The following is a 12,263-nucleotide window of genomic DNA, read 5'->3' as shown; positions in this document are numbered from 1 at the left end:
GTTGGTTGAAGAGGCTTGAGATGAAAAACTGGAAAACTACTGCGGAACAGATCCTGAAAACAGGACCGGTTGTCCCGGTTATCGTAATTAACAAACTGGAACACGCAGTACCGATGGCTAAAGCATTAGTTGCTGGCGGCGTGCGCGTTCTGGAAGTGACTCTGCGTACTCCATGTGCAATGGACGCAATTCGCGCTATTGCTAAAGAAGTACCAGAAGCGATTATTGGTGCGGGTACCGTTCTGAACCCAGAGCAACTGGCTGAAGTGACCGAAGCTGGCGCGCAGTTCGCCATCAGCCCAGGTCTGACCGAGCCATTGCTGAAAGCAGCCACCGAAGGTTCCATTCCATTGATCCCGGGTATCAGCACTGTTTCTGAACTGATGCTGGGCCTGGACTACGGCTTGAAAGAATTCAAATTCTTCCCTGCTGAAGCAAATGGCGGCACCAAAGCGCTGCAAGCTATCGCAGGCCCATTCTCTCAGGTTCGTTTCTGCCCAACTGGCGGGATCACACCGGCAAACTACCGTGACTACCTGGCGCTGAAAAGCGTTCTGTGTATCGGTGGTTCTTGGTTGGTTCCAGCTGACGCGCTGGAAGCTGGCGATTACGATCGCATTACTACTCTGGCTCGTGAAGCTGTCGAAGGCGCGAAATAACACGTCATCCTTCGAGCCGTAGATGCGTTGTCTACGTTCACTCACCCCGGTCACATAGTTATCTATGCTCCCGGGGATTCGTTCTCTTGCCGCCTTCCTACGACTCGAATGATTTGTGTTATTAAAATCCCTGCTCATTTGAGCGGGGATTTTTTTATCCTTTAACGATCACCGCTTTGGTTGCTGCAATAGCACGTGCAATGGCATCTTCCACGCTGGAACCCGTTGCCAGTGCAACACCCATCCTACGCTTGCCATTAATCTCCGGTTTACCAAACAGACGTACCTGCAAACCTGCGCCTACCGCAGCACCCACATTGCCGTACTGCACGTTGTCGCTGGTTAATTCCGGGAGAATTACCGCAGAGGCTGCCGGGCCATACTGGCGAATGTCACCAATTGGCAAGCCGAGGAAAGCGCGGACATGCAATGCAAATTCTGACAAGTCCTGGGAAATCAGCGTCACCATGCCGGTATCGTGTGGGCGAGGGGAGACTTCGCTGAAAATAACTTCATCACCGCAAACGAACAACTCAACGCCAAACAGCCCGTAGCCGCCCAATGCTTTCACGACTTTCTCAGCGACTTCCTGAGCACGAGTCAAAGCAAGGTCGCTCATTTTTTGTGGCTGCCAGGATTCGCGATAATCGCCATCTTCCTGACGATGGCCAACCGGAGCGCAGAAATGCACGCCATCGACAGCACTGATGGTCAACAGAGTGATTTCGAAATCAAAATTCACCACGCCTTCGACAATCACTTTTCCTTTGCCAGCTCGACCGCCTTCTTGCGCGTAGGCCCAGGCTTTGGCTAACTGATCGGCTGTGCGGATAAAACTTTGCCCTTTGCCGGAAGAACTCATTACTGGTTTAACGATGCAAGGCAGGCCGATTTCTTCGACGGCTTGTAAGAACGCCGCTTCGCTATCGGCAAAACGGTAGCTGGAGGTGGAAAGAGTTAAATCCTCCGCGGCCAGGCGACGAATACCTTCGCGATTCATCGTCAGTTGTGTGGCTCTGGCGCAAGGCACCACACGCTGGCCTTGCTGCTCAAGCTCAACCAGCATATCGGTGGCAATCGCTTCAATTTCGGGAACGATGAAATCAGGCATTTCACTGGCGACCAGCTTTTTAAGCTCTGTACCATCCAGCATATTAATGACATGGCTGCGGTGCGCGACATGCATCGCAGGCGCATCGGCGTAGCGGTCTACGGCAATCACTTCCAGCCCCAGGCGCTGACACTCAATCGCCACTTCTTTTCCTAATTCACCTGATCCTAACAACATCACACGAGTAGCTGAAGGACGAAGCGCTGTTCCCAACATTGACATAATCTGTATACCCGAACGGAGAAAAATAGACCGGCGGATTATAAACGAAAACGTTTGCGTACGCAGTTTTTTTCCCCGCTTGCGATACAGGGTTAATATCATTACACTGTTTAAATAAACAGTTAAACGGAGCTGCAAAATGGCGGTTGAAATCAAATACGTTGTGGTACGAGAGGGGCAAGAAAAAATGTCTTTTGCCAGTAAAAAAGATGCAGATGCCTATGACAAAATGCTCGATCTTGCTGAAGTCCTGGGTGAATGGCTCACACATAGCCCGGTTGCACTTGAAGAAGGGCAAGGCGATGTGTTGGCGATGTGGATGGCAGAAAATAAAGATGTGCTCTCTACGGTGTTGAGAAGCGGCAAATTGCCAGAGCTTGAAACGACGAATGCGGATGACGAAACATCTGGCGACGAAGTGATTTCTGAGGAAGCAGCTCCTGACGATAAGGTGGCTGAGCATCCTCGCAAGCGCACCAAAGCTGCCTGAGTTCGCACGCGTCGGGCTACCGGCGCGGTTCTTTTCTCATCTTTAGCCTCATCAGACACTTCTTGACAGCCTTTCGCTTAACCTCAGATGTTAAGTTCCTAATAAAGGGTGTTTCTTATGAGCAACTGGTTACAGCAGCTTCAGTCAATGCTGGGGCAAGCTACACAATCCGTACAAAATCATACAGGCCAGAATCAATCCTCTGGTCATCCTCAGGGAAATGGTTCGCAGGGGCTAAGTAAATTACTGGTACCTGGCGCTCTGGGTGGTTTGGCGGGTTTATTACTGGCGAGCAAATCATCGCGTAAGTTACTGACTAAATACGGCACCAGCGCCTTACTGGCAGGTGGTGGTGCGGTTGCCGGAAGCGTGTTGTGGAATAAATACAAAGACCGCGTTCGTGAAGCCCATCAGGGTGAACCACAATTCGGACAGCAACAATCTCCGGTTGATGTGCGCACGCAGCGCCTGGTCATGGCGCTGGTATTTGCCGCTAAAAGTGACGGGCACATCGACGATAAAGAACGTCAGATTATCGATCAGCAACTGCGTGATGCAGGCATTGAAGGCCAGGGCCGCAACCTGATTCAACAGGCTATCGATCAACCGCTTGATCCTCAGCAGCTGGTGCAAAGTGTTAATAACGAAGAAGAAGCATTAGAACTTTACTTCCTTAGCTGCGCGGCAATCGACATCGACCACTTTATGGAGCGCAGTTATCTGAATGCTTTAGGCGATGCGTTAAAAATCCCGCAAGATGTACGCGAAGGTATCGAACAAGATATTAAGCAACAGAAACTCAACCTGCCGGGATAATCCCGGCATTTTCCGCAAAATCCCACGTTACGCTTGCAAGGCTGTCTGAATTTGCCACCCTTACAGGGTGTTAACTCAAAAAGAAAAATGACATGCCACCAAAAGCAAAAAAAATTCCCCACACCTTGTCCATGCACGGTGATACCCGCGTCGATAACTATTACTGGTTGCGCGACGACGAGCGTGCTGATGCGCAGGTACTTGATTACCTTCATCAGGAAAATGATTACGGTCATCAGGTGATGAGCACCCAACAGGCGTTACAGGAACGCCTGCTCAAAGAGATGATCGACCGTATCCCGCAGCGAGATGTCTCCGCGCCCTATACGCAAAATGGTTATCGTTATCGTCAGATTTTTGAAACCGGGAATGAATACGCCATTTATCAGCGCCAGTCTGCGATTTCTGCCGAATGGGATGAGTGGAGTACGCTGGTTGATGGCAATCGCCGCGCTGCCCACAGCGAATTTTACACCATGGGTGGAATGAGCATTACACCTGACAATACGGTGATGGCGCTGGCGGAAGATTTCCTGTCCCGCCGCCAGTATGGATTGCGTTTCCGCAATCTTGAAACCGGGAACTGGTACCCGGAGGTGCTGGAAAACGTCTCCAGCAGCTTTGTCTGGGCTAATGACTCCGCAACGCTTTACTACGTGCGAAAACATCCCAAAACGCTGTTGCCGTATCAGGTCTGGCGGCACACCGTGGGGCATCCGTCTTCTGAGGATCAATTGGTCTATGAAGAAAAAGACGAGATGTTTTATGTCAGCGTTCACAAAACCACCTCGAAGCATTTCATCCTCATTTATCTGGGAAGCGCTACGACCAGTGAAGTGCTGCTGTTGGATGCCGAACTGGTGGATGCGCAGCCTCTGAGTTTTGCCCCGCGCCGTAAAGATCATGAGTACACGCTTGATCACTTCCAACATAACTTCTATTTGCGCTCCAATCGTGAGGGTAAAAACTTTGGTTTGTATCGCAGTAAAGTGCGTGATGAAAGCCAGTGGGAAGTTCTGATCCCGCCGCGTGAAAACGTCATGCTGGAAGGGTTCACATTATTTACCGACTGGCTGGTGGTTGAGGAGCGCCAACAAGGACTGACAAGCCTGCGGCAAATCAATCGCAAAACGCGTGAAGTAACCGGTATTGCTTTTGACGACCCAGCTTACGTGACCTGGCTTGGACATAATCCCGAGCCGGAATCTTCACGGCTACGCTACGGTTATTCGTCGATGACAACGCCTGATACCCTGTTTGAACTCGATATGGATACGGGCGAACGGCGGGTAATAAAACAGACCGACGTCGCCGGATTTGAGTCCAGCCATTACAAAAGCGAACATTTGTGGGTAACGGTGCGTGATGGCGTGCAGGTGCCGGTCTCCCTGGTTTACCATCGCGAACATTTCCAGCGCGGTAAAAACCCGTTACTGGTTTACGGCTATGGTTCGTACGGCAGCAGTATGGACGCTGATTTCAGTAGCAGTCGTCTGAGCCTGTTAGATCGCGGTTTTGTGTTTGCGATCGCTCATGTGCGTGGTGGCGGTGAGCTGGGTCAACAGTGGTACGAAGATGGCAAGTACCTGAAAAAAATGAACACCTTTAACGATTATCTCGACGTCTGCGATGCGTTATTGAAGTTGGGATATGGCGATGAAAACTTGCTCTATTCGATGGGAGGAAGCGCAGGTGGCCTGTTAGTCGGCGCGGCAATCAATATGCGGCCTGAGTTGTTCCATGGCGTTGTGGCGCAGGTGCCATTTGTTGATGTGCTCACCACCATGTCAGACGAGTCGATTCCTTTGACTACCGGGGAGTTTGAAGAGTGGGGGAATCCTCAGGATGAGGAATATTATCACTACATCAAACAATACAGCCCGTACGATCAAATCACCGCTCAAGCCTATCCGCATATGTTAGTCACCACCGGCCTGCATGATTCGCAAGTGCAATATTGGGAGCCTGCAAAGTGGGTGGCAAAGCTGCGCGAAATGCGCACTGATGATAATTTGCTGCTGTTGTGTACCGATATGGACTCGGGGCATGGCGGGAAATCGGGGCGATTTAAATCTTACGAAGGTGTTGCGTTGGAATATGCGTTCCTGATTGCCCTGGCGCAGGGGACGCTGCCAGGGTAACGGTCTTTAACTTCCGAGATAATGTTTGAGCGTCATTCTGAGGTCCGGGGCTAATTCTTTGATGTTATTTAACATCCAGCGTAAATAGCCCGGATCTTGCTCGGCGATTTCGGAAATCGGTTTGCCACGATACTTGCCAAACGCCATGGTGGAAACCAATGCCGGGCGGCCCGTAATCGTCACCATCTGCTCAGGCTCCCAGCCTGATTCATCCATAATCCGCAGCAGCAACGCGGCGGTTATGTAGCAATCGAACAGCGCCCGGTGATGATAAAGTCCGGCCGGGGTTTCCACTTCAAGTTTGAGTGATTTGTATAAACCCATATTGCTGTATTTAATTCCCGGCCATAAACGGCGCGCGAGTTTCACGGTACAAATCCACTCGCTATTGGGCAATTCAGGTAACATTCGCTGGTCGAAACTGGCGTTATGCGCAACGTAATAGGGGCTGCCGTAGTAACGGGGGATCACATCTTCAATCCACGGTTTATCCGCCACCATCTCTTCAGTAATTCTATGGATTGCCATAGCCTGATGGCTGATCGGGCGATCCGGACGCACCAGATCGCTCATCGGATTCACTATCTCGCCGTTGACGATATCGACGGATGCTACTTCTACCACGCCGCCCTGCAAGCCACAGGTTTCCGTATCAATAATGCGCAGCATACTGACTCCATCACATCTTTGCTGATTTCATTAATACGCTAGCGTAATGGAATGATTTCTCCATGCCAACCTTTTGCGTCACGACGACCGACAGCTAACAATTCGCCATGGTCGGCACGAACCACTAATTCGCCACGATCGTCCCAACATGCGCTACGCCCGGCTGAACGATATTTCCCATCCGACCAGGCATGATTTGCCAGTAATACCGGCAAGTTGTACTTATGCGCCCAACGCTGCAAATACATTTCGTCTTGTTGGTAGCTGATTTCGTTGATAAATTTTCCGGTGGCATAGAGACTCGCCCCCATTTCAGCCGCACTGCGCGGCCAGGTTTCTTCATCACTGCCGGTGCTAAAGCCCATCGCCACACTACGGTTATGTAAGCCGACTAAGGGTGTGTGTTGTCCGGGAAGGTCCATATCGTTGCTGGTAGGTTTACAACAAGCAACGCGGGAACCATCGGGCAAAAAACCAACCGAACCAGGCGTAACGCCATTTTCGCACCGCAAAGGTAAACCCACCACAATGGTCATTTGGTGTTCTACGGCTGCGTTTTGCAAGGGGTTGAGGCGCTCGTCAGTAAAGGGAAGGGAGTAAGCGTGGTGATTTTCTATATTGAATCCGGTGAGAGAAAGCTCAGGGAAAATCAGAAGGTCAATGTGTTCGCGTACAGCACACCGGATAAATTCTAAATGATGTGAAATATTCGAGTCGAGGTCATCGAGGGTGGCGCCATACTGCGCCGCTGCAACATTCCAGACAGGCATACGTTCTTCCTTAATCAATCTACCCAACGGCCATCATCCTATGGCCTAAACAGGTAATTCCTGTGTTTCTCAGTCTTTTACCGAGAAAAATCTTAACACCATTTTTGTCAGGAAGTTTAAGGCAGCGGATTTTTATTTCACTTTAGGTTCGTATGGAAGTCGTGACAGATTAACGGAAGCCAGACGGTGCGCAATCAAACGTTCCCGGAACCAATCTCGCAAATGTGCAGGCTGTTCGCGCTCAACAACTTCGGCAATAACTGGCATGTTGTAACGCTCTTTAAATGCAACGCCTGCAGCAGCAAGATCAACATTGATCTTATCCATTTCATCCTGGGGTAATTCAGCAAGATTGTGGTTCATATAGGCCTCCTGTTTTGTGCCGCAAAGGTACTGGTTGCTGCCGTGGATGACAACCCTTTACGGCAATATTCGATCATTGATAGCTGTTCTCATCTCGACTTAGCCAGCACTCAAGGTTATCCTTTTGCCGTCTCGAATAAGAAAAAGGAATAGTTGATATGGCTTTCACTCGAACTCGTCTCTTAACCATCGCTACATTTTTTACCGCCCTCACAGCTTCCGGCTCTGCCTTAGCGCACGCGCATTTAAAACATCAATATCCTGCGGCAGATGCTGCGGTAACGGCTTCACCACAGGCAATTACCCTTAATTTCTCTGAAGGTGTTGAGGCGAATTTTAGCGGACTCACGTTGACCGGGCCACAGCAAGCTGCGGTAAAAACGGGTACTGCGAAGCGCAATGAAAAAGATGACAAGCAACTGATTGTTCCAGTTGAAGAAGCGCTGAAGCCGGGTGACTATCAGGTCGACTGGCATGTCGTGTCGGTCGATGGGCATAAGACAAAAGGGAATTACCACTTCTCGGTGAAATAAACCGGATGTTGCCCTCTCTTTATATCGCGCTGCGATTCATTCATTTCACCGCCTTAATGGTACTGCTGGGCAGTACCATCTCATGCTCTTTATTGGCCCCTCAGGCATTCAAACCGGTTCTCATTCGCAGGCTGACATGGCTGTGGCAATCCGCTGTATGGATGACAATGCTGAGCGCCGTAATGTTGTTATGTGCGCAGGCGGGAATGATGGGAAGTGGTTGGCGAGATGCGATTAATCCGCAAGTCTGGCTGGCGGTTCTGGGCACGCGCTTTGGCTCTGTCTGGCTATGGCAGATCCTGCTCGGCGTGGTGACGGTTGCGGTGCTGTTACTCAAACCGCGCACTTTGCAGCCCATGTTACTTATTCTGGCGGCAGCGCAACTTATTTTACTGGCGGGCGTCGGCCATGCGGCGATGCGCGAAGGTTTCGTCGGCGGCCTGCAACGCCTGAATCATGCGGTGCACTTACTGAGCGCGGGCTGGTGGGCTGGCGGTTTACTGCCGCTGCTGATGTGTATGCGTATGGCGAAAAAGCCGCGCTGGCGAGGTGCGGCGATCACCGCAATGATGCGTTTTTCTCGTTACGGGCATTTAGCGGTCGCAGCGGTATTGCTCAGTGGTGTCGTCAACAGCCTGATGATTTTAGGTTGGTCGTTGCCACTGGATAGCGACTACGTGCGCTTCTTGCTGATGAAAGTTGTCTTTGTTGCCGTGATGGTTATCATCGCGCTATATAACCGCTATTTTTTGGTGCCGCGCTTTAATCGCGCTCAGGCGGCAACAAAACAGTTTATTCAATTAACCTGGCTGGAAGTCATTTTATCCGTGGCGGTGATCCTTGCGGTTAGCATTTTCGCAACCTGGGAACCGTACTGATGGCGTTATTAGCTCAAGAGAGAATCATGAAAAAAAGTATTTTGACTTTGCTGATGCTGGCTTGCACCAGCAGTGCTTTTGCAGCACCACAAATTATCACCGTTAGCCGTTTTGAAATGGGTAAAGATAACTGGGCGTTTAACCGTGAAGAGGTGATGCTAAGTTGCCGTCCCAGGCATGCCTTGTTTGCAATCAACCCAAGCACATTAATGCAATACCCGCTAAATGACATTGCACAACAGCAAGTTACCAGTGGTAAAACCACCGGCCAGCCGATTTCAGTGATTCAAATTGACGATCCTAAACAACCAGGGCAAAAAAAGAGTCTTGCACCATTTATTGAACGCGCCGAAAAATTGTGTAACTAAGCCTGCCTAACATCTTCATCTATAATAAAAAACCGCAATATCCGGTACCCGGCTATTGCGGTTTTATTCTAATACGTCACCTGTAACACAGTTTTTTTCCGAACACTTTTGCGCCGGACTGGAAAAGCTGCGCCGGTAATCTATTCTTAGAAGGCAAGGCGAAGTCTGCCTGCATTAATGCCAACTTTTAGCGCACGGCTCTCTCCCAAGAGCCATTTCCCTGGACCGAATATAGGAATCGTATTCGGTCTTTTTTTATCTGTCATTTAAAACAACCGCTTAGCGGTGCTTGCCCAAGAAAGACCAAAACTGCACTTTCAGTCTCGTGGGTTTTTCGTAACAGACCCATAACAACATAAACTGCTTTTCCCGCGAATCCAAACACTTTTCGGTCATTTTTTTGGGTGATAACCGGAGATTTTCAGGTGAAAGCCTTCTCGATATTTTCCAAATATCTAATATTCTAGCCAATATTATTCTTTAACATATGGAACTGGCCTGGAAAGTTTACTACGGCGTCAGCGTTACTGTTGAGCTGAGTTATCTTGTGTACTCAGTAAGCGATTTTCTAGCTCGAGGAGTTTTTCAGACATGGGTTGCTGGACGCTTTCACCAGAAGGAGAGACTGGAGACATAAACCACTTATTATATAATTTATCGAATCGCCCGGAAGTAAATATCGCTTTTATATCTTCATTGATAATATCTTTCATATTATATGAATCTTTTGCGACAACCAGTCCGTAGGATAATGTTTCACCAAAACCTTCAGGACTCATTTGATACTTTTCTCTGTCTGGAATATCAACCAGTTTTCCACGAATGATAATATCATCAGTAACAAATGCCGTAATATGGTCATCGGCAAGTAAACTAAATCCTTCGCTAAAGTCTCTGACTAATTTAACGGATATAGAGTAATTAAATTGTTGGTTCATTTTTGCCAGCATGATTGCTGATGTCCCACCACTAATGACACCTACAGTATGTCCGGCCAGCATCTCTTTATTGCTGATGTTATTTTCTTTCTTAGTCAGGTAATTCATTTTGGTATAAAGCCAGGGGGTAGAAAAACTCACTAATTTGTCACGTTGCCCGGTGTTAGCGGCTACGGCACAAAGGATATCTGCCTGGTTGTTCGCTATAACCTGAAAACGGGCGGCAGTAGCGACTTTCACCCACGTGACATTTATATTCGTTTTGTAACGCTGCTTTAGGTTATCGACTACATCCAGGCAGATATCTATCGCCATGCCAGCGGGTTTACCATTTGACAGCCATGAAATAGGTTTAGTGTTATCAACCCATGCGAGCCTGATATTATGAGTGTTAAGTATTTTATCCAGCACCGGGTCGGCAATAGCATTTTCACTAAATAGCACTATGCCTGCCAACAAAAAAGCACCAATCGATTTACAATAAGTCAAATGACTAAACAAAAGAAAACCCCCATTAATTAAAATGGCTAAAAATGAATGATTTTATAGAGAATTAGAAATGGCCGTCGATACTATAATGTTTTTGATGTTTGATTCCTAATAATAGTCGTACAGGTATTATCCATTTTTACTATTTGCCGTGTAATTTTCTGGACTGTCATCAACGCTTTTAATCCATCGCAATTCTGTGCGCAGCGGTAGCGCTCGCAAAGAGATATAGATCACATTAATTAGCATCCTTACTATCCTCTCTGTACAATCACGTCGGTTCAAAATGAACCACTATTAAAAATAAACCTGCAAAGACGAAACTATGACCACAACTCAAACAGAAACACATCGCCGGGAAAATTCTCTCGCCTATGTACTGCGCAGTCCACGGCTCCTGGCGCGTGAATCCCTCGCGGGGATAGTCACCGCGCTGGCACTGGTGCCAGAGATCATTTCATTTTCGGTGATTGCCGGTGTTGACCCAAAAGTTAGCCTGGTCGCCTCCATCGTATTGTGTATTTCGATGTCATTCCTCGGAGGCCGCCCCGCGATGGTGACAGCCGCTGCGGGTTCAGTCGCGTTAGTGATCGGGCCAATGGTGCATCAGCATGGGGTCGAATATATTTTTCCTGCCGTGCTGATGGCCGGCCTAATACAGATTTTGTTCGGTGTCACTGGCCTTGCACGCATGATGCGTTATATCCCGCTTTCAGTGATGACAGGCTTTGTGAATGCCCTCGGTATTCTGATTTTCTTCGCTCAGATGCCGCACATTTGGGGGGATAATCCGCTTGTCTGGGGGCTGTTTGCGCTCACACTGATCATCGTGCTGTTCCTCCCGCGCGTGTTTAAAATGGTTCCTTCTCCGCTGGTGGCGATTCTGGTCATTACCGCCTTGTGTATCGGGATGGGGTTCTCCGTGCCAACGGTGGGGGAATCCGGGCCGATGGCTGCAGGCTTGCCTGGCTTAACCGAGCTTTTAGTACCGCTCAATCTCGACACTTTACGGATTATCTGGCCGTGCGCCTTGAGCATCGCTTTTGTCGGCTTAATGGAGTCTTTGCTGACGGCCAAACTGGTCGATGAACTGACCGATACCCCTTCGAGCAAGCGTCGTGAATGCTGGGGATTAGGTGTATCGAATATTTTTGCAGGCTTCTATGGTGGCATTGCGGGTTGCGCGATGATTGGTCAGACCATGGTTAACGTGGAACTGGGGAAAGGGCGCACAAGAGTTTCAACCCTGGCAGCCGGACTGGTCTTGCTGTTGTTGGTCACAGGGCTAAGTGAGCTGATGGCGAAGATCCCGATGGTGGTTTTGGCTGGCATCATGGTGATTGTTGCCGTCAAAACACTTAACTGGCACAGCGTTAAACCTGCCACATTAAAAAGAATACCGCTCCCGGAAACGCTGGTGATGGTAACGACGGTTGCGGTGACAGTTGCGACAGGAAACCTGGCTTTGGGTGTGGTGGGTGGTGTTATTTTTGCCATGATTCTGTTTGCTCGCCGTATCGCTCATGTGGTGCGTGCAGATAGAACGTTGTCAGATGACGGACAGTCTGTCCGTTATACAGTGACCGGCCCGCTGTTTTTTGCCAGCAGCAACGATTTGTTTGAACATTTTCGTTATGCAGACGACCCACAAAAAGTGATTATTGATTTATCTCAGGCGCAAATTTGGGATGTATCTACCGTCGCGGTACTGGATGCAATCGAAACGCGCTATCAACGCTATGAAAGCAAAGTGGATATTGTTGGTCTGGACTTACGCAGTAGCGATTTCCACGCACGATTGAGCGGAAAAATCTGA

At 49.1% G+C, this 12,263-nt stretch carries 13 protein-coding genes; 8 read left to right on the top strand and 5 right to left on the bottom strand.

The window, feature by feature from the left end; genetic code table 11:
• The first annotated feature begins 20 nt into the window (after positions 1-20).
• Complete coding sequence (locus tag AC0IWZ_RS11610) at positions 21-659, top strand: bifunctional 4-hydroxy-2-oxoglutarate aldolase/2-dehydro-3-deoxy-phosphogluconate aldolase (protein ID WP_034455128.1); 639 nt, start codon at positions 21-23, stop codon at positions 657-659.
• A gap of 154 nt (positions 660-813) precedes the next feature.
• On the opposite strand, the gene purT is transcribed toward AC0IWZ_RS11610, so the two are convergent.
• On the bottom strand, positions 814-1,992 hold the full coding sequence (purT, locus tag AC0IWZ_RS11605) for a formate-dependent phosphoribosylglycinamide formyltransferase (RefSeq protein ID WP_471677278.1): 1,179 nt from the start codon (positions 1,990-1,992) through the stop codon (positions 814-816).
• A gap of 139 nt (positions 1,993-2,131) precedes the next feature.
• Here purT and AC0IWZ_RS11600 point away from each other — a divergent pair, with 139 nt between their 5' ends.
• The 3 genes from AC0IWZ_RS11600 (at position 2,132) to ptrB (ending at position 5,439) form a co-directional block, all read left to right on the top strand.
• Positions 2,132-2,482 (top strand): YebG family protein, encoded by a 351-nt coding sequence (locus tag AC0IWZ_RS11600; RefSeq protein ID WP_034495991.1) that lies wholly within the window; start codon positions 2,132-2,134, stop codon positions 2,480-2,482.
• A gap of 117 nt (positions 2,483-2,599) precedes the next feature.
• Positions 2,600-3,298: a tellurite resistance TerB family protein gene (locus tag AC0IWZ_RS11595; protein WP_471677279.1), complete on the top strand. Its 699-nt coding sequence runs from the start codon at positions 2,600-2,602 to the stop codon at positions 3,296-3,298.
• Positions 3,299-3,390: 92 nt separating this feature from the next.
• A complete protein-coding gene (ptrB, locus tag AC0IWZ_RS11590; protein ID WP_471677280.1) occupies positions 3,391-5,439 on the top strand; it encodes an oligopeptidase B in 2,049 nt (682 codons plus the stop codon).
• 6 nt (positions 5,440-5,445) lie between these two features.
• Here the strand turns inward: ptrB and exoX are convergent, their stop codons facing one another.
• The 3 genes from exoX to AC0IWZ_RS11575 form a co-directional block, all read right to left on the bottom strand.
• The gene (gene exoX, locus AC0IWZ_RS11585; RefSeq protein ID WP_034495986.1) at positions 5,446-6,108 is read right to left on the bottom strand and encodes an exodeoxyribonuclease X; all 663 of its coding nucleotides are present in this window, start codon (positions 6,106-6,108) and stop codon (positions 5,446-5,448) included.
• Between the two features lie 38 nt (positions 6,109-6,146).
• Positions 6,147-6,878, bottom strand: a complete 732-nt coding sequence (locus AC0IWZ_RS11580) for a carbon-nitrogen hydrolase family protein (protein ID WP_471677281.1) — start codon at positions 6,876-6,878, stop codon at positions 6,147-6,149.
• 132 nt (positions 6,879-7,010) lie between these two features.
• Complete coding sequence (locus AC0IWZ_RS11575) at positions 7,011-7,241, bottom strand: DNA polymerase III subunit theta (protein WP_034495983.1); 231 nt, start codon at positions 7,239-7,241, stop codon at positions 7,011-7,013.
• A gap of 158 nt (positions 7,242-7,399) precedes the next feature.
• On the opposite strand from AC0IWZ_RS11575, the gene yobA reads away from it, so the two are divergent.
• The 3 genes from yobA to AC0IWZ_RS11560 are packed head-to-tail and all read left to right on the top strand — an operon-like array spanning position 7,400 to position 9,020.
• Entirely contained in the window at positions 7,400-7,774 is a 375-nt protein-coding gene (gene yobA / locus AC0IWZ_RS11570) for a CopC domain-containing protein YobA (protein ID WP_471677282.1), read from the top strand.
• 5 nt (positions 7,775-7,779) lie between these two features.
• The gene (gene copD / locus AC0IWZ_RS11565; RefSeq protein ID WP_471677283.1) at positions 7,780-8,652 is read left to right on the top strand and encodes a copper homeostasis membrane protein CopD; all 873 of its coding nucleotides are present in this window, start codon (positions 7,780-7,782) and stop codon (positions 8,650-8,652) included.
• A 26-nt stretch (positions 8,653-8,678) separates the two neighbouring features.
• Positions 8,679-9,020, top strand: coding sequence for a YebY family protein (locus AC0IWZ_RS11560; RefSeq protein WP_471679058.1), 342 nt, complete (start codon positions 8,679-8,681; stop codon positions 9,018-9,020).
• A 524-nt stretch (positions 9,021-9,544) separates the two neighbouring features.
• On the opposite strand, the gene AC0IWZ_RS11555 is transcribed toward AC0IWZ_RS11560, so the two are convergent.
• Positions 9,545-10,459 carry a transporter substrate-binding domain-containing protein gene (locus tag AC0IWZ_RS11555; protein WP_471677284.1) on the bottom strand — a complete coding sequence of 305 codons (915 nt, stop codon included), beginning with the start codon at positions 10,457-10,459 and terminating at the stop codon, positions 9,545-9,547.
• Between the two features lie 313 nt (positions 10,460-10,772).
• On the opposite strand from AC0IWZ_RS11555, the gene AC0IWZ_RS11550 reads away from it, so the two are divergent.
• Complete coding sequence (locus AC0IWZ_RS11550; RefSeq protein ID WP_034495978.1) at positions 10,773-12,263, top strand: SulP family inorganic anion transporter; 1,491 nt, start codon at positions 10,773-10,775, stop codon at positions 12,261-12,263.

The sequence above is a fragment of the Buttiauxella sp. AC142 genome (genome assembly GCF_979253435.1).
The sequence above is the reverse complement of the archived record's forward strand: the minus strand, read 5'-3'. Positions and strand labels throughout refer to the sequence as shown.